General features: G+C 49.2%; 16 protein-coding genes. 6 read left to right on the top strand and 10 right to left on the bottom strand.

Annotation, left to right across the window (positions count from 1 at the left end; all coding sequences use genetic code 11):
- Positions 1-20 precede the first annotated feature (20 nt).
- The 3 genes from mrdA to C7B65_RS27735 form a co-directional block, all read right to left on the bottom strand.
- Positions 21-1,802, bottom strand: coding sequence for a penicillin-binding protein 2 (mrdA, locus tag C7B65_RS07460; RefSeq protein ID WP_073070197.1), 1,782 nt, complete (start codon positions 1,800-1,802; stop codon positions 21-23).
- 392 nt (positions 1,803-2,194) lie between these two features.
- Complete coding sequence (locus tag C7B65_RS07455) at positions 2,195-2,659, bottom strand: Hpt domain-containing protein (protein ID WP_181314362.1); 465 nt, start codon at positions 2,657-2,659, stop codon at positions 2,195-2,197.
- A gap of 178 nt (positions 2,660-2,837) precedes the next feature.
- Positions 2,838-2,996, bottom strand: a complete 159-nt coding sequence (locus C7B65_RS27735; RefSeq protein WP_181314361.1) for a hypothetical protein — start codon at positions 2,994-2,996, stop codon at positions 2,838-2,840.
- A 441-nt stretch (positions 2,997-3,437) separates the two neighbouring features.
- Between C7B65_RS27735 and C7B65_RS07450 the strand changes: the two genes are divergently transcribed.
- A complete protein-coding gene (locus C7B65_RS07450; RefSeq protein WP_219898430.1) occupies positions 3,438-3,941 on the top strand; it encodes a hypothetical protein in 504 nt (167 codons plus the stop codon).
- Between the two features lie 26 nt (positions 3,942-3,967).
- Here C7B65_RS07450 and C7B65_RS07445 read toward each other — a convergent pair whose 3' ends face one another.
- Positions 3,968-4,825 (bottom strand): acyl-CoA desaturase, encoded by an 858-nt coding sequence (locus C7B65_RS07445; RefSeq protein ID WP_073070195.1) that lies wholly within the window; start codon positions 4,823-4,825, stop codon positions 3,968-3,970.
- Positions 4,826-5,231: 406 nt separating this feature from the next.
- Positions 5,232-5,777, bottom strand: coding sequence for a DoxX family protein (locus tag C7B65_RS07440; RefSeq protein ID WP_073070194.1), 546 nt, complete (start codon positions 5,775-5,777; stop codon positions 5,232-5,234).
- Between the two features lie 158 nt (positions 5,778-5,935).
- On the opposite strand from C7B65_RS07440, the gene C7B65_RS07435 reads away from it, so the two are divergent.
- Both C7B65_RS07435 and C7B65_RS07430 read left to right on the top strand, forming a co-directional pair.
- Positions 5,936-6,751 carry a C-phycocyanin alpha-cysteine-84 phycocyanobilin lyase subunit CpcE gene (locus C7B65_RS07435; protein ID WP_073070193.1) on the top strand — a complete coding sequence of 272 codons (816 nt, stop codon included), beginning with the start codon at positions 5,936-5,938 and terminating at the stop codon, positions 6,749-6,751.
- A gap of 33 nt (positions 6,752-6,784) precedes the next feature.
- On the top strand, positions 6,785-7,438 hold the full coding sequence (locus C7B65_RS07430; RefSeq protein ID WP_181314360.1) for a C-phycocyanin alpha-cysteine-84 phycocyanobilin lyase subunit CpcF: 654 nt from the start codon (positions 6,785-6,787) through the stop codon (positions 7,436-7,438).
- A 142-nt stretch (positions 7,439-7,580) separates the two neighbouring features.
- Here C7B65_RS07430 and C7B65_RS07425 read toward each other — a convergent pair whose 3' ends face one another.
- Together C7B65_RS07425 and cynS are read right to left on the bottom strand one after the other, a co-directional pair.
- Entirely contained in the window at positions 7,581-8,309 is a 729-nt protein-coding gene (locus C7B65_RS07425) for a cation diffusion facilitator family transporter (RefSeq protein WP_219898428.1), read from the bottom strand.
- Positions 8,310-8,361: 52 nt separating this feature from the next.
- Positions 8,362-8,820 carry a cyanase gene (gene cynS, locus C7B65_RS07420; RefSeq protein ID WP_425320461.1) on the bottom strand — a complete coding sequence of 153 codons (459 nt, stop codon included), beginning with the start codon at positions 8,818-8,820 and terminating at the stop codon, positions 8,362-8,364.
- A gap of 100 nt (positions 8,821-8,920) precedes the next feature.
- Between cynS and C7B65_RS07415 the strand changes: the two genes are divergently transcribed.
- Positions 8,921-9,820, top strand: coding sequence for an ABC transporter permease (locus C7B65_RS07415; protein WP_317615803.1), 900 nt, complete (start codon positions 8,921-8,923; stop codon positions 9,818-9,820).
- 183 nt (positions 9,821-10,003) lie between these two features.
- Here C7B65_RS07415 and C7B65_RS07410 read toward each other — a convergent pair whose 3' ends face one another.
- Positions 10,004-10,321 (bottom strand): DUF3067 family protein, encoded by a 318-nt coding sequence (locus tag C7B65_RS07410; RefSeq protein ID WP_073070192.1) that lies wholly within the window; start codon positions 10,319-10,321, stop codon positions 10,004-10,006.
- Positions 10,322-10,602: 281 nt separating this feature from the next.
- Between C7B65_RS07410 and petC the strand changes: the two genes are divergently transcribed.
- Together petC and petA are read left to right on the top strand one after the other, a co-directional pair.
- On the top strand, positions 10,603-11,145 hold the full coding sequence (gene petC, locus C7B65_RS07405) for a cytochrome b6-f complex iron-sulfur subunit (protein ID WP_073070191.1): 543 nt from the start codon (positions 10,603-10,605) through the stop codon (positions 11,143-11,145).
- Positions 11,146-11,273: 128 nt separating this feature from the next.
- Positions 11,274-12,236 (top strand): cytochrome f, encoded by a 963-nt coding sequence (petA, locus tag C7B65_RS07400; RefSeq protein WP_223257315.1) that lies wholly within the window; start codon positions 11,274-11,276, stop codon positions 12,234-12,236.
- Positions 12,237-12,455: 219 nt separating this feature from the next.
- On the opposite strand, the gene C7B65_RS07395 is transcribed toward petA, so the two are convergent.
- Positions 12,456-17,456, bottom strand: coding sequence for a laminin G domain-containing protein (locus C7B65_RS07395; protein WP_181314359.1), 5,001 nt, complete (start codon positions 17,454-17,456; stop codon positions 12,456-12,458).
- Positions 17,457-17,654: 198 nt separating this feature from the next.
- Entirely contained in the window at positions 17,655-17,897 is a 243-nt protein-coding gene (locus C7B65_RS07390) for a hypothetical protein (RefSeq protein ID WP_143162019.1), read from the bottom strand.
- Between the last annotated feature and the right edge of the window lie 79 nt (positions 17,898-17,976).

Here is a 17,976-nt window from a genome sequence, read left to right as displayed (position 1 = left end):
CCTCTAATCTAAACGAAAGTTCACTTAATCGGGGGCGCAGATTTGGGAGTTCCAAAGTAGGCTTTATAGATCTCGTGCGCGATCGGCACCGCAGACTCGGCTCCAAATCCACCATTTTCAACGACAACCGCCACCGCGATCTGGGGATCATTGAGCGGGCCGTAACCCACATAAAGCGCATTGTCTCGCTGCCCAATCACTTCAGCCGTTCCTGTCTTGCCAGCCGTGGGCGGAATCGAGCCATCGCTCAATCGACGGGCAGTGCCTTCTTTGACCACCGCAGCCAGCCCAGCCCGAATCACCTCGATCGTGTCTGGGTTTAACCCGGTTGCTTCTCGCTGCGCGGCTGGAGTGTTGGTTTGGTCGGACATCAGATGCGGTTTGACCCGATAACCACCATTGGCGATCGCAGACACCATCACCGCTAGTTCGAGCGGAGTCACCTGAACCACGCCTTGCCCGATCGCCATACTCACCGTGTCGCCGCCATACCAGGGTTCGCCATAAAGTTTCTGCTTTTGCTCAGGCGTAGGGATCACTCCATGACTTCCCCCTTCTAGACCCATTGAGGAGGTTTCGCCGATGCCTAATCGGTGTCCCCATTTTGAGATCTCATCGGGGCCAACTGCCATCCCAACTTGGTAAAAGAACGTGTTACTGCTAAAAGCGAGTGCGTCACGGAACCCGATCGTGCCATAACCACTGCCTCCGTGTTCGTGAAACAAGGTGCCACCGATGTTAATCGCTCCAAACGTTGGCAGCGTAGAAGTTGAAGAAAACTTGCCCGACTGAATGCCTGCCGAAGTAGTGACGATCTTAAAGGTGCTGCCCGGTGGATAGCCCTGCAAACTCCGATTTAGGAAAGGATGATCTTGCCCTTGAAGGTCTTTCCACTCTTGAGTTGAGATTTTGCGAGTAAACAGATTGGGGTCAAAGGTAGGGCCGCTTGCCATCACCAAAACGGCTCCCGTTTTGACATCTAGCGCGACCACTGCACCTCGCTGATTGTTTAATGCCTTTTCTGCCGCTTGCTGAAGTTTGAGATCGATCGTGAGCCGTAAATCAGAACCCGATACGGGCTTTTGTTCGCCCAACATTCTCAATTCTTTCCCAACCGAATCGACTTCGAGCAGGTGACTGCCCCACTTGCCGCGCAAACTAGGGTCAGCGATGCGCTCGATTCCCATCTGTCCTAGCAGCATCCCCATCGGAAAGTCGGGGTTGGCTCTGAGATCGTCGGCAGTGGCTTCGCCGATATAGCCCAAAATGTGAGCCGCAATGTTGCCGTTTGGGTAGTGACGGCTAGACTCTGCCTGAATTTCTAACCCAGGGATCTGCCCAACCTCAGCAAGCGCCACAAACTGTTGAGGGGTCAAATTGCGATAGACACGAGCCGGGATTGCCGATCGATACCCAACTTGCTTGAGCTTTTTAAGAATATCTTCGGCAGGGATGTCGAGAATTTTGCTGAGACGAACGGCGGTTTCTTGCCATTGCTGCATCGACTGCTCACGGGGATAGAGATAGATCGATCGAGACAACTGGTTAGCCGCGAGCGGAACGCCTTTGCGATCGAGAATGTTGCCACGGTCTGCCACAATCACCAAGGGACGAATGCGGTTTTGATCGGCAAGCTGGCGATTGTGATGACCCTGCACAATCTGCAACTGTGCTAACCGAAACATGCACCCACTAATTAAAGTGGTCGCTACCATAAATAAAAATACGGAGCGGTGAGAACGTCGCGATCGGGTTTGGTTTACACGCGAGGAGGTAGATACAAACGAAAATCCGCTAGCCATATTAACCCAGTTTCTTAACTTGAAATCAGAGATCGATTACGTCCACAAGCGAAAGGAGCCAGCCTGAACAGGCTCCATTTTGTGTCTTCAATTCTGCACGTCTGCGGCGGCTGCGATCCCCGGATTTTCTGGTTTGCGGAGATCAAAACCCCAAAACTTGTAAGGCTATCTTAAGCGATCAATCCAATGAAAATCTACCTTGATTTATTCTGCTGAGTATGCGTCCAGGTCAACCGCAAACAGCGAACCAACCGAGACGAAAACCGCGCTTTAGTTTCCCTAGATCCCCTCCATTCCTCTGTTACTTTCGCTACTTTTAATTCACAATCCGGAAAATCTTTCGATCGTCAGCCTAGTATCCAACGATTACAATCATTCGTTAAATTACTGAGTCAGACTTGATTTAAGAACGCTTGCACCCCTTGGAGCAAGTCTGCCAACTCAGCCAGCATCTCCGCAGCTTCTGATAATTGCTGGGCGTGAGCATCGGTTTCTAACTTGCCCGCGATCGTCTGCATCTCTGTTAGTCCGACATTTGCACTTGCCCCTTTAAAATGATGGGCTGCCCGCGAGACCGCATCGTAATCTCCCTTGAGCAGAGCCGCTTGTGCTTCTTTCAAGTGATTGCGAGTGTCTTCGACAAAGATTTGCAGTAGTTCTTGCTCAAACTCTTCACTGCCGTCTGAGATTTGATGCAAATGCTCCCAGTCGATCGCCAGATTTACCCGGTTTCGTTTGATCAGATCGCTTTCCAAACCCTCACTCCAATCGGTTAATTTATCCTTCAATTTTTCTTTTGATATCGGCTTGCTGAAATAGTCATCCATGCCAGCCACTACACCTCTCTCAATCTTCACGCAATCCATTCTCGATCAGGGTAATTACGGATAATATTTCAGATATGTGATTTACTTCTGTGGAAGCGTTACGTGTAACGTCCCTACAAGTCAGAGAAACAGATGTGAAGCGCTACCAGGTTTTCGATCTGATCTGCCGCATCTTTACTGGATTTAAAGCAGGTTGACTGGAGTACAGCTAATCGCCTAGAAACCAGGCGAACAGGAGAAATAGACTCAACGCCATCAGCCAAAGGGGAACTTTGAGCACTGAAATCAACTCTAAAGGAAATATCAGCAAGATTTGGGTGAAAAACAACCCGACGATCAACACCAAACTTAAACCTAGTAACGGCATAAATGCTCCTTTACAGTGGAATGTTGTTAGACGATCGTCATAGGTTCTCGCTTTGCTAAATCGGCTGGATTGTAGCCAACCGAGATTTCAATCTATCTTCTGCAAATTGTAGTGAGTGTGATCTCAAGCCGCGTCTATGCTTATTTTCATCCCTAATCTTTAAATATTTGTTACGGCAGAATCTTCTATTTTTAACGTGAGTTCGCCGAGTTTTTTCGCTTCGTTCTCAGCGGCTTCCCAAATTGATAATCAGAGTGAACCACTTCTATCGAACTCAGGTATTTTAAGGTGTTATTTGATACTAAAACTGTGAGAGATATGGAGGGTTTCTGTCCATCAGAATCATCTTGAGACATCACGATATCTTCAACTGATATGCTTCATTCAATAAGAATTGCTCCAAGCCTGAGTTTTTTCTAAAGTCTAAATTTTTTAGTTTTTATGAGTGAGAATGTTGAGATGTTAATTCAGCGAAAGCGTCAATTAAGTTGGAACCATTTACTCCTAACTTTTACCCTCTTCAGCGCAGTTCCCGTTTTAGCGCAGCCTGCCAATTTTGGCACGCTTACTTTAGGTTCTAACAATGCTTCTGGGAGTTTAAACGGCGCGACTGGAGGCTCGACTTCGCTGCCTGCCATCGTCAGCAACAGCGATCGCCACGACAAAAAATGTCTAGGCTTTGCTGACCCCAAACCCGATCATCTGCTCGTTTTGCAAAAGCCTTTCTCAAAGCTGAGGCTAAAAGTCAACAGTGGCGATAAAGAAACCACGATCGTGATTAAAGGGTCTGATAACTCAGTTCGCTGTGGCGATAACTCTAACGCTTCAAACAAAGGCGCGATCTTAGAAGATGGCGATTGGCAAGCGGGCACCTATCAAGTGTGGGTTGGCTCGATCGAGCCAGGAGTTCGCCAAAACTATCGACTGGTTGTCCAAGGAAATTAGTTGGCGAACTTGTCCTTTAGCGATTCTCAGATGCTTTTATCAAGCATGGGATTCCTGACGATCTTTTTCGCTAACCCTAACCCTTTTAGAACTTGAATCGCCCACCAGGTTGTGTCAATTTCCCACCAGCGCCAACCTGATTTCGCCACATGCGGATAGGCGTGGTGGTTGTTGTGCCAGCCCTCGCCATAGGTTAAAAGCGAAACCCACCAGAGATTTCGAGAGCCATCATCCACGTCAAAAGTGCGATAGCCCCAAGCATGAGCTGCCGAGTTAACCAGCCAGGTCGAATGCCACAATAAGACCGATCGCACCACAATTCCATAGAGCACAAACGACCAGCCGCCTAACCCATATAGCAAAATGGCAAGCGGAACTTGCAAGACTAAAAAGTAGCGATCGAGCCAGCGATAAAAGGGTTGTTTTGCTAAGTCAGGAGCATTCTTAGAATAGGATTCACGGTCAAAAAATTCTGGGCGACGATAGATTAACCACAGCATATGACTCCACCAAAAGCCGCGTCGTGCTGAATAAGGGTCTTTATCGATGTCTTCGGTGTGAGCGTGATGCTGACGATGCCCACCCACCCAAGCCAGCGGGCTGCCTTGAATCGACAAAGCGCCCAAGGTGGCGATCGTATACTCTAACCACTTAGGCACTTGAAAACTGCGATGACTCAGCAGTCGGTGATATCCTAAACAAATGCCAATTCCTCCAAACAACCAGTGCAGGAAGAGAGCCACACCCAAAGCAGACCAGGAGAAAAACCAGGGAGCCAGAAGCGCCAGCCCGTGCATCACCGCCAAAAAAGCCACTGTCGTCCAATCAAGCGCAAGCGGCTCACTGCTCTTAGGGAGAGCAGTCACAAGAGATTTTGAGTTCATTAAAATTCCAAAGACTCGATTTTTATCTCACAGAGCGTAGCTGTAAAACCAGGTAAGCACTGATTGTATCTATGCTATCAATTTCGGAGTTTGCCTGCAAGTGCCACTTGCATTTTGGGCGAGTTGAACTGCGATCGCTAATATAATTCGACGCTCATCCTTAAGTTGAGTTAGGAGTATCCAAAATCATCCCCAAAAAAGCCTCAGAATTTCTTCTGGGGCTTTTTTACGCGATTCACTAATTGTTAACGTGAATTCGATGAAGCTTTTTGCTACGGTTGAAAATCCGGGCTGCCCCCTAAATCCCCCAAAATTGGGGGACTTTGAACATAAATTCTGGGAAATTTAGGGGGCATTCCCGGATTCGTGCAGGAGGTCTATTGTTAGAGCCTATGATGACAAAATGCTAATCAGCCGCAGAAGTGATAGATTCCTTCTGTGAATTTGAAGCCTGATAAGCTTTCTCTAAACCCATGACTTGCTTTGCTTGCAGAGACAGCACATTAACATCTAACCAATTAACCAGCAAGGCATCTGTAGAAAACAAACCCGCCCCATTGACAGCAAACAATAAGAAGCAAGCTGCATAAACCGCAGACAGTTCTAAATAGGGAAGATTTAGCCCAGCAACGAGAATGTGATGATAGATCGCAACACACATTGTGCTAAACAGTCCAAACGCTGCGGGACGAGTCAGCAACCCAATTGCTAGTAGAGGCGCTCCAAGTAACTCGGTAAAGGCTGCTAGATAGCTAAAGACGATCGGAAACGGTAAGCCAATCACCTCGACGTAGGCTTGAGAAAAGCTTTGAATGTCACCTAGCTTGTCTAACCCGTTATGGATCATCATAATGCCAGCAACAGTTCGCAAGATAGCCCAAGTGGTCTGAGTCCAAAAGCCAGAACTGACACTAGGTTTCAGGAGCTTGGTTAAGAGAGGAGTAATCGACATAATCAATGCCTGTTACAGAGAATATATTAATAATCTTAACATAAGTTATTAATATATATGAACAAGGGTTACGTTATGTTTCCTGCTCTTATGACTTCATTAATTTATGGTCAAGCGCTAAACTGGAAGCCATCAGAATCTCTTTTTTCCCTCGTCTCATGTCTGATAGCTTTGACAATTTTAATGGTGAACAACTGACCCCAGCGCAAGCGATCGAGAACCTGCGATCGCTCGATTTGGGCTTACGCGTTTATGCTGCTTGGTGGTTAGGCAAGTTTCGCGTCAACCAGCCTGGGGTTGTCGAACGATTGATCGAGGCTTTAGAAGATGAAGCCGATCGCACAGAAGCGGGTGGTTACCCTTTACGGCGAAATGCAGCGAGAGCGTTAGGCAAGCTGGGCGATCGTCGCGCTGTTCCGGCTTTGATTACGAGTTTGTCGTGTGCAGATTTTTATGTCAGAGAAGCGGCGGCACAATCGCTAGAGATGTTAGACGATCGCACCTGCGTTCCGGTTCTGATTCAGCTCCTTAGAAATGAGATTGCAGGCACCGAACCCTCTCCGGTCAAGCTTGACTTGCCACAGCCCTACGAAGCGATTTTAGAAGCATTGGGAACGCTGGGCGCGATCGAGGCAATTCCTGACGCAAAATCCTTTTTAGATCACCCGGTTAATCGAGTGCAATATTCGGCAGCCCGTGCGCTCTATCAACTCACCGACGATCGGCAATATGGTGATCGGTTAATTCAAGCGTTGAAGGGTGCAGATTTACAGCTACGGCGATCGGCGCTGGCAGACTTGGGGGCGATTGGCTATCTCCCGGCTGCGGACGCGATCGCTGAGACGTTAGCTGAGAATAGTCTCAAGCTGATCGCCCTCAAAGGATTACTCGAACGCCAAGTCGGTGAAACTAATCTGCCTGATTTGTCGGATGGAGCTATCAAAGTCATGACCTTGATGGACTCATTGCTTTAATATGAGGCTTATTGACTCTTCTCTTAAAATCTCGTGACTGACATTCAAACCCTAATTCGTGCAGTTGATGAAGCAGACTCTTCGACTCATTTGTTAGAGGCGGTGCAAGCATTGGCGATCGCCCAAACCAAAGCCGCCATTCCTGCCTTAATCGCTGCCCTTGGCTATAACAATCCTGGAGCCGCCGTTGCTGCGGTGGATGGGCTGATCGGTCTGGGAGAAGCCTCTGTACTGCCGCTTTTAGAACAGCTAGACAGCTACAACTATGGTGCGAGAGCGTGGGCAGTTCGTGCCCTAGCGGGAATCGGTGACCCGCGCGGCTTAGATATCTTGCTCTCTGCGGCACAAAACGATTTTGCGATGAGTGTGCGTCGTGCCGCGACAAAAGGGTTGGGCAGCATTCACTGGCAGCAGCTAGAGCCAAACCGACTCCAGTTTGCTCAATCTCAAGTGCTGAAAGCGTTGCTGAACGTGTCTCAAGACCATGAGTGGATTGTTCGCTATGCGGCTGTTTTGAGTTTGCAGTCTCTCGCGATCTCAGTCTCAAAAATTCAACCCGATTGGCTTGCTCAAATTCAGACAAAGCTTGACAGTCTTGCTGAAACTGATGAGAGTTTGACGATTCGGGCGCGGGTTCGATTTGCTCAACAGCAGATTAAATTGGCATTAACAGCCAGTCATCAGTGATGTCTTAGTTCCATCACCAATAACATGATCAGACTTTTCAACCTTAACGATCGCTCAGTTGCTTTATGCAAAATAAGAGACGTTATTGATCAGGTTTCTACAAGCCATTCAAGGCAGTGTGATTAAGATGAATATCCGATAATTACGGCGCGATCGCCTGCAATGTCTTCCAGCTTTGATTAATTAATGGAATTGCAGAGACAATAATCAGCCCTGAAATCACTAAACTGATGGCTCCGTCTGCCCAAGACCAGTGCCAGATCGTGATCGCGATCGCTGCCACAATTACCCCGATCGCGCCCAAAGCATCTGCCACCACATGCAAAAAAGCACCTCGCAAATTGAGGTCATGGTCACTGCCTTGATGCAGCAGAGAGATATTGATGCCATTAACGACTAGACCGACGATCGCTGTGATCAGCATCGGTTTGCTGGCAATCTCAACGGCATCAATCTGCAATCGGCTGACTGCTTCCCAGGCGATTAGCAGCGCTACCACCACTAGCCCCAGCCCATTGATTAAGGCTGCCCACGTTTCAACCGAGTGATTTTCTTTAATTGCCACCTCGTTCACCCCTAGCCAACCCCACGTTGGTGGTGACTGAGTGATCCGGGTTGCCAGCAGTGCCAGTAAGAGTGCAAGACAGTCAGACACGAGATGTCCCGATTCTGCCAGCAATGCCAGACTGTGAATGCTTAGACCCACGGTTAATTCGACGATCGCAAATCCGCCTACTAACAGCAGCGCAATCAATAACTGCTTTTGCTTAGTTTGAGAATCGACTTCATAACAGTTACAGTCTGGCGAGTGGTGAGGGTGCATATCGATCGAGTCAAAAAATCGGGTAGGGTGCGCGGTTGCTCTACACATCCTACGCTAGACTCAACCGAAACTGCCCTCGTTTAGTTTCCCAATCAGCCCGCTACCACTTTTTATAAGCTAAGAACTTTCCGTTCATTGTGACTTGGACTCGATCGCCCTTTGGGTCTTCTATTTTGTCAATATCTAAGGTGAAGTCGATCGCGCTCATAATGCCGTCACCAAACTTTTCGTGAATGATCTCTTTCATCGGCATTCCATAGACTTGCATGATTTCGTAAAACCGATAAATTAAAGGGTCAGTGGGCACGATCGGGCCCAATCCCTTAATCGGAAATGCAGTCAATGCCGGGACGAGATCGAGACTGAGTTCTAAAGCGGTTAACAGTTTGGTGGCTTCATCTTCAGAAGCGCTTGCCTGTTGATAAAATAGTGCGGCAATCCAAACTTCATCGCGTCCGATCGTCGTTTCTAAGTCGGCAAAACTTAACCCTTTGGACTTTTTAGCTGCCAAAAGTTTCTCGGTGGTGGCTGAAACGGTCATGAAATAAGTTCGATACATTCAGCACTAGTCCTAGCAAGACGGCTGAGTCTGAGTGGTAGTCAACGCTACAAAATTCTGTCTAACTGTTTGAGTTTGGATTGCAGTCCTCTAAGATTGAATGTTGCAACTCATCCTTCTCCGCATGGCTCTTACCAATCTTCCTCCCCGATCGTTGAGTTTTTCTGAGCGTCCTAGCTTGTCATTGCAGATGATGCGAGTTGGGGCATTTCTAACGCTGATGTTTGTGGGCATCGCGGTGCTGGCTCCCGTCTTGCAATGGGTGGGCTGGCTGCAAAGTCCGATCGAGTTTCTCGACAATCTACCGCATCAACCCCCATCGGCTGCTCATTGGTTTGGCACTACTAATCTGGGCTATGACGTGTTTTCACGAACGCTCTATGGCACTCAGGCAGCGATTCAGGTCGTGATTTTAGCGACAGCACTCAGTTTAGTAATTGGGGTGCCGTTAGGAATGGTGAGCGGATATCTAGGCGGAAAGCTCGATCGCGTCTTGCTCTTTTTCATGGATACGATCTACACATTACCGGGACTGCTGCTGTCAGTGACGTTGGCATTTGTGGTGGGGCGAGGCGTGTTGAATGCCGCGATCGCGATCAGCATTGCCTATGTGCCGCAATATTATCGCGTGGTGCGTAACCAAACAGTCAGCGTCAAAACTGAGCTATTTGTCGAAGCGGCTCAAGCAATGGGAGCTTCAACGTGGCGAGTTTTATCGCGCTACTTGTTTCTAAACGTAATTCAAAGTGTACCTGTGTTATTTACCTTAAACGCTGCCGACGCGATCTTGACCCTGGGAGGATTAGGGTTTTTAGGACTCGGCTTGCCCGATGAAGTGGCAGAATGGGGACACGATTTGCGTCAAGCGCTCGATGCCCTTTCGACTGGGGAAATCTGGTGGACGGCGTTTTTTCCAGGATTTGCAATGACGCTGATGGTGGTCGGACTCTCACTATTAGGCGAAGGCTTAAACGAACTCACGGAGCGCAAAGTTAGGTAACAATCAACGTCAGTTCGATGAGTTCTTTCGCTTCGTTCTTCAGCGCTTCTGCCCCCTAAATCCCCCAAAATTGGGGGACTTCAAGACCAGAATTTAGGGTTCAAAGTCCCCCAGAATTGGGGGATTTAGGGGGCAGCCCGGATCTGCAACCACAGCGAAAAGCTTCATCGAATTCACGTAACATTAGAAATCTTCTAAGAGCCACTCTGAAGCGCGTTCGCCTAAATCGATCGAGATGTTGACCGCCTTTCCCAAACGCGGACGCTCACGAGTCTTCTCAATATAAGTTTGAACTTGAGCGATCGCGCCCCAAGCCCTGATATAACCCGCAACCTGATCAAGATGCTCGACATATTCCCCTTCAGATAGGGGAAAAGACGCTTGCTCTAGATATTTCCACATCACCTGGACAAAGATTTTGCCCTGAGTTCGTCGAACTTGAATATCGTAAGAGCGACCCCACTTATTGACTAAAAGCTGTCGGAGATCTGATCCTGTCATGATGACGATCGTGTGAGAATCTGTAACATTTCGTATAAATCTAAGGCTCTAACGGTTAGCTATGATGCTAATGTTAAAGTTTGTATAATACACTTAAGAAAGGCTACAAGCGACAACTCAGAAGGATTTCTAGCATTTTGTGATTTTAGAAAACCTTCTTTAAAAGCGCGATCGTAGCTCGTGTATGTAACTAAATCTAAACCCAGAGCTTTCAGATAAGTTCTGAGCGTCAATCTACTGTGATTGGTTGCAATCATCCCCGATATCTCTAGAGTGTAGACATGGCTCAACTAACTGGACCCGCAGATGATGTACCCAGCATGGGTCGTCGTCAATTTATGAACGTTCTGATGTTTGGCTCTGAAGCGCTGGTTGCTGCTGGTGCTCTCTATCCAGTCATCAAATATTTTATTCCTCCGTCGAGCGGCAGTAGCTCTGGAGGGGTCACTGCTAAAGATGCTCTAGGGAACGATATCGTTCTCACTGACTATCTGGCTAGCCACCCAGCGGGCGATCATTCTCTCGTGCAAGGCTTAAAAGGCGACCCCACCTACCTAGTAGTTGAGGAAGACAAAGCGATCGCCAACTATGGCATCAATGCAGTTTGCACTCACCTAGGCTGCGTTGTGCCTTGGAACGCCAACGAGAACAAATTTATGTGCCCTTGTCACGGTTCTCAATATGACAGCACCGGAAAAGTCGTGCGCGGCCCGGCTCCGCTGTCTCTTGCACTGGCACACGCCAACGTTGAAGACAACAAAGTCACCCTCACCCCCTGGACTGAGACTGACTTCCGCACCGATGAAGATCCCTGGTGGGCATAATTTAGGTTTTGGGTCAGGGGTCAGGTTTCAGTAGACTCCTGACCCCTGACCCCTGACCCCTGACCCCTCTTCCTTTTCTTTGTTATCCCTTTTATTCGCTAGAGATGAGAACAAGCTTTTTATCGTCGATGTGGCTGCGTAGCGCCCAAACCCTGATCCGAAAGGCAATGGTCGCGATCGTCGCAGTGACCGTCTTGCTTGCAGCGAGCCTTGCCCTGCCTCAAGCCGCGTCTGCTTACCCTTACTATGCTCAAGAAGCTTACAAAAACCCTCGTGAGGCAACCGGGAGAATTGTTTGTGCCAACTGTCACTTAGGCGCAAAACCAACCGAGGTCGAAGTGCCCCAATCGGTTTTGCCTGACACCGTGTTTGAAGCGGTGGTGAAAATTCCCTACGATACGAGCGTTCAGCAGGTTCAAGGCGATGGTAGTAAAGGCCCATTAAATGTCGGCGCGGTGCTGATGTTGCCTGAAGGCTTTAAGCTAGCGCCTGACGATCGTCTGACTGACGAGATGAAAGAGAAGGTTGGCGAACTTTACGTTCAGCCCTACAGCGACGATCAGCCTAATATTTTAGTGGTCGGGCCGATTCCGGGTGAGCAATATCGAGAAATCACCTTCCCGATTTTGTCTCCTGACCCCAAGAGCGATAAGTCAATTCGCTTCGGAAAGTATTCGGTTCACGTGGGCGGCAATCGGGGTCGAGGTCAAATCAACCCCACGGGTGAGAAGAGCAACAACACCGTTTATAACGCCTCTGCAACGGGTCAAATTGCTGCAATCAGCAAGACCGAAGAAGGTGGCTTTAAAGTCACCATCAACGCGGCTGATGGCAAAACGGTAGACGAAACCATTCCGCCAGGGCCTGAACTGCTGGTGGCAGAAGGTCAGGAGGTCAAGTCGGGTGATGCGCTAACCAGCAACCCCAACGTGGGTGGCTTTGGTCAAGTTGACAAAGAGATTGTGCTGCAAAGCCCCAACCGGATTAAGGGACTGCTGGCATTCTTTGCGATGTGTACTTTCACTCAAATCATTCTGGTGCTGAAGAAGAAGCAGGTTGAGAGAGTGCAAGCTGCTGAGATGAATTTCTAACGCGAAGGCAGCGAGTTGAGGTGAATCTTTCACCGCTTTTGGGGTGAGCTTATGGCTCATCCCTTTTTTAGTGAATACGGCTAAAGTTAACGTGAGTTCGACAGAAATGGTTGGCTTCGATTGCCCATCCAGGAGGCCCCTAAATCCCCCAAAATGGGGGATTTAGGGGCAAAAGCCGCTGTCAACGCAGCGAAAAAATTCGTCGAACTGACGTTAAAGTTATGCCTCCTCTGGCACTTGGAAGTATAGCCGCACATAGCGGATGATCTCAGATGTGTGGGGTTTGAGTTCCGGCAAATATTGGGCAATTGCCTCACTCACAGCAGCATTGAAATCGACGCTAGCTTTGCCTTTGACAAACGGTTCGAGTCGTTTGATCAACTGCCAGTTGCTATCAATGTCGAGGTCGCTCAGAGCTTTTTCTAAAGAGGCAGGCGCAGTTCCAACTTTGGGCAGCACCCGACTGCAATAGGTAACGCGGTGCATGACCCGCCAGGGTAAGCTTTTGTCTTTGTCCTTGGCTTGTTTCTGGGCTTGAACCGCTTGACGCAACGCGATCGCATTAGGATGCTGACTCTGGTTCAACCAAATGCTATCGACTACTTGGTCGGTGAACACATTGAAGTGCTGCACGTCAGGCTGAAGATAGAAGGTCATAAATCGATAGGCATCGACTTTGCCAGGAAGTTTGCTGCGATCGCCAAAGGGATCATTGAGGTCATCTCCTTTTGTCGGGTCGTAGATGTCTCGCTCTAGTCCATCCAAATTCACATTCAAGCCAAACGAGGTTTCTGAATCCTGGGTTTTCGCCACGGTTAGGTTGAGGTGCCCACCGAATAGCGCCTCTAATTCAAAGAAGATTGCCGCTTTGAAGGCGATTTCGCCAGACGCATAGATGCCTGCCATGCCCGTAAAGGCATAGGCACCCCCCGTCGTTTCTTGCCGCATATCGATCGCGGTCTCAGACTCGGTAAACAAACCGCCATCTGCTGTCCAGACGTAGGTATTGACCAGGTTGCGCTTCTCCGGTTTGGGCAGCTTGTCGAGCAACCGTCCTGTTGCCAAATCGCCTTGAGAGAAGTGGGTTGCTGCCTGTCTGCGACCCCTGCCGCCTGCGTTGTATTGATCGTAATAGCTGCGTAGTTCCTCTTCTTGGCGCTGAATCCGGTTTTTGAGTTGATAGGCTTCGATCGGCTTGAAGTAACTAATGTCTGAACTGTAGCTCATGGCATTGGGATAGCTAGTATCTGGAGCTAAACCGACTTTGCCGTCTAAGGTGCCCTGCTTGGTGTAGGCGGAGTTGATCGGAAAAGTCAAAATGTTCCAATCTTTTGGAATGTCGGGATTAGGGCGCATTTGGTAGGAAACCAGCACATTGTTATGCTGCATTCGTAGCGCAAACACATCGGCTGTTTCGGACTGTACCAGCGCAAAGCCAAGGTTACGAGGGGCAAATCGCTGATTTTTGGCATCCCATCTCCCTTGTAGATCGAGTTTGCTGGTTTTGCTGGTGACTTTGCCTGTGCCGACGCTGGCATCGTCTAACCAACCGAGCGAATTCTCGAACGCGGCTTTGGCACCGATTTGCACAGTGGTCTCTTCCACGGTTGTCGCGACGATCAGCCCGGCTGAGGTCTCCGACTTGAAGCCGATGCCGATCGATGCGGCGATCGCCATATCAAAGCCTGTGTCGCGTGAAGCCGAGTAGGTGTGGACAACGCTGGCGGCTTCAGTCATTTCTACGGATGTGGCTCCGGTGTAGTCTTTGTCTTTCACGGTCAGGTTCTCGCTAGGCACTGGGGGCGCACCTTCGATATAGCCAATTAGCTGCGGCGCAAACTGCACTTGCCCAATCCATTCCGTGATCAGGTTGCCGACTTTGTAACCTGTGAGAATGTGCCATTCGTGGTCTTGAATAAACGTGTGGCAGCGCTTGAGAACACCAATCAAATTGCCATCTACATCAGACTGCATATCTCCATACTCTTGCACACCGACGGGACTATGGAGGACATCGTGGAAAGCTGTGCGAATGCCTGCCACAGCATCGCGCACCTGCGGCACATCATTGCTGATCGGTGCGGTGGAGAAGACATAGGTTGGGCGGCTGTTGCCTGTGGCTAGGGCGAGATGATTGCTTTGAAAGGAGTAGTCGCGCAGTTCGTCTGCGGCTTCGGCATCAAAGGTGTAGTTGGCAATCAAGTGTTCTTGCTCACCTGAGAGGCGACGGAACAAATTGTCGCGAATTTGTTCGGGGGTGCGGGCAACTTTCCAGATTCGCACTTCTTCTAAGGTGCCGCAGAAGGCATCCTCAATGTTGCCGTTGCGCTTGCAGGCACCCAGCATAAATTGGGACTGGTCGGCTGGCAAATTGATCTTTTGGGTCGGAACAGGCTGCCCGTTGCAATAGAGGGTGAAGCTAGAGCCTTGCGGGTCAGGATTTTTCGCCCACTGGATGTTGCTGCCCGTGACGTGGTTGTTGCTCTTAGAGTCGTAGGCGATCGCGCCCGCGTTTTCCTCCATGCGCCACCAAGAGATCAAGCCCTTTTCCGACCCTTTAATCTCGACACCGAGAGTATCGATGCCCAGGGCGGTGCCCCAAACCCGCACTTCACTGATGCTGCCGTGAAAGAAGGCTGGACGCGCCCCGCTTAGATAGGCTTTGCCAATCTCAAACGGTTGGCTGCTGTTCCCTACTGCTGTCTTGTCGGTGCTATCAAAATCATATCGGCGAGATCCGACTTCCTGACGGTTGATATAGAACTGGATGTCATCCCACTGTTTGACAATCACGCCCGTTGTTGTGTCGCCGTCTTTCTGTTCTTTAGTCTCAAAACCAGGTTTGCGCGTCACGGCAACGCGATAGAACTTTCCGACTTCTAACGCTTGATTCGAGGAAAACTCTCGCAGCGTGTGAGCAGTATCTTCAAAGGCAAACACTAGCTTGCCATCGCGATCGACATAAAAGGCGTAAGGCACATCCTGATCAGTGCCATCATCCAGAATTCCCTTGGTGACAATCCCGCGCCGAACCCCTAAACTGTCTACTTTCAGGAAGGCTTCGATCGTTAAATCGCGGTTAATGTCTAGCGTTGTCGCGTTGCCACATTCTAAATAACTATCAACCCCATTAAATTGCAGCGCGTAGGATTGGTTGTATACCACTGCCAGATGATTCCAGGTGTCGCTGGAGACGATCGCTTCTTTCGTCTGTAAGCTCTGTTGATTCCCGACATTGACTGACATTCCGTAATCGACGAACGCCCCCACACCTGCTTGAGCAGTGCCTTGAAGAAGATCGATCGAACGGTTGTAACCTGAATAATCTTTCGGAATAGAACTGACTGACATGCCCCAGCAAGCTTGCAAGCCTGGTTGACTGCTCCTCAAGTGGCGGCGCATATCTGAGTTAATCTGTTTGGCGGGTCGCCCGTAATTCCAGATCCGAATTTCATCCAGTGATCCTTTAAATGACTGATCATCACCGAAACTGCCTAAAATAGTTCTACTAATATAAGCTCCTGTTCGGTTTGGCAGAGCGTCTTGAGCAACAAGTCCCCCATCGCAGTAAATTTTCCGCACGTTTGTGGAGCGATCGTACATGCAAGCCCAATGGTGCCAGTTCGTATCTGGATACTCCGGTGTGGAGAGAACATTAGAAGCAGAAAAACCGACTGTAGAGACCCAAACAAATTTAGCCCCGTCGAAGCTGAGAGTTAGCCCCTGGTAGTCTGAAACCGTTGTTTCGCTCTGAAAGATCTGCTCTGTGCGATCGACAACACTCCGCTTTGCCCAAAATTCGATCGTGAAGCTGGTATCTCCAAAGGAAAAGGCATCCTGAAAGGAGCTGCCGCTTAACCCAAATACTGTTTCTCCATTCATCTCGATTGCTCCGTAAGTGGAAGCGAACGGCTCTAGTGCGAGGCTGTATTGGGAGTGATCGCTGCGTTGACCGATCAAGCGAGATCTGTATTCCTGTGCTTTGGGCGTTGGTTTGACCCACACCTCTAACGTTAGATCGCCAGCAGCATCGAAGGATGACAATTGGGTATCAGACTTGAGGCTGACAAAATCATCTTTGCCGTCAAACTGAAGCGCATTTCCCAGGGGGAAGCTAGTCCACTGCGCCGATCGCGTCTTCACCTCGCTACCCTGAATTGCCCCGTCTTTCACCACTCCTTTGGCATTGTTGGCGACCACAAACAGCAGTGATCCTTGAAACTGATTGCTGCTGGTGATACCTTCAACTTTCACATTGGCGCTGTAGTCGTAGTAGAAATCATCTTGCGAATTGTTGGCTTCACCGTTGATGACTTGAGCAAATTGAGCCACCTGACGCGGCACTTTGTTCCAGGTTTCGGTGATGCCCATGACTGGATTGGACAGAACAACGGTGCAGATTTCTTCTGTATCTGTACTGCTAGACTGAATGACGATCGTGGCAGTATCCATCTGAGATCCAGCAGTACGAGCTATGAACACCAGGCTGCCTTCAGTCGCGGCTACCTCGTGCAACACTCTTTCCGTCAGGGTATCGTATTGAGCGGAGTAGAATTCATTGTTTGCCCCCCGGAGGTAGAGAATCAAATTGCCGTTGGCGCTATCGAACAGGCGAGGCGTATCTTTGCTTGCAGTCAGATTGAACACGGTTCCCGACACTGTTAAGCCAACTGGGTCAATGTAGATCGGCGGCATCGGAAATTGGCGGCTGCCCTGAAGAATGGCTTTTAATTGGGCTACCTCCTGCTGGTTGAGTTCTAGTTCTTGTTGCTTCGCTGCAAGTTCGGTCTGTTTTGCTGTGAGTTGATACAGTGGGTATTTCAGGTATTCTTGCAGGTCACGCCACTTCCTGCGAACATCCTCTAGTTCGCGCTGCTTCTTCAACAGGTTTAACACCTCAGGACTCCCCCCTCCCCTGGTTGGGGGAATGTTCGTCGAGAGAGCATTCAATTCTGCCTGACGTTGAGCCATTTCCTGTTCTATTGTCTGTATACTCGTTTGCCAACCTTGCACGATCTCTTGCAGCCGCTTAACTTCCTGCTGTAAAGGCTGAAGTTCTACCTGCAATCGCTGAACTGTTGCTTCCACAGGGCTGAGTCGGAGCATTGCCTGATCAAAGGAGATAGTATTGTTGCCCTGGACTCTGGCTTTGCGTTGTTCTAGTTCCTGGCTGGCTTTCTCCAATTGACTTTTCGCTACAACAAGGGGTGCGACCTCCATCCGATACATTGGAAAAAACCGATTACCTTTTGCTCCATAAGGGTTTTGAGTGCCTGTAAAATTGATCAATGAATAATCAAAAAGACTACTGTGAAATCGTTCAAAAACCTTATCAGCAGGAGGCTTGAGTCACTTTAGTATCAGGTAGAGGTCGCACCCTCGTAAAGCCGTCCTTCGCTCTGCTAAAGGACGGGGTTTCTACCCATTTCTCTGATGATAGGAACTGATCTGAGCGATCGCGCTTAACTGCACTAATCTCAAATCCTGATGGATATACTCAATCACTTGTTTCAAACTAGATTGAGACAACCCGTTTGAATCACTAGAGAGTTTGGGGTGCGTGGTGCAATACTTCCGTAATAGGTGAATCGCTAGGGCAGTTCTGAGGCTATCGACTAGCAATTGACCTGCCATTCCACTCCGCTCTGTTTCTACTTTCAAAGGGGTGCGACCTCTACTTGATTTAATCATTCAATCATGATATTACCTCAGTGATGCAACCAAGAGGGGTGAGTATGAG

This window comes from Phormidesmis priestleyi ULC007, assembly GCF_003003695.1.
In the GTDB taxonomy this organism is placed as follows: Bacteria; Cyanobacteriota; Cyanobacteriia; order Leptolyngbyales; family Leptolyngbyaceae; genus Phormidesmis_A; species Phormidesmis_A priestleyi_A.
Note: the sequence above shows the minus strand (reverse complement) of the source record. Positions and strands in the feature narration are given on the sequence as shown.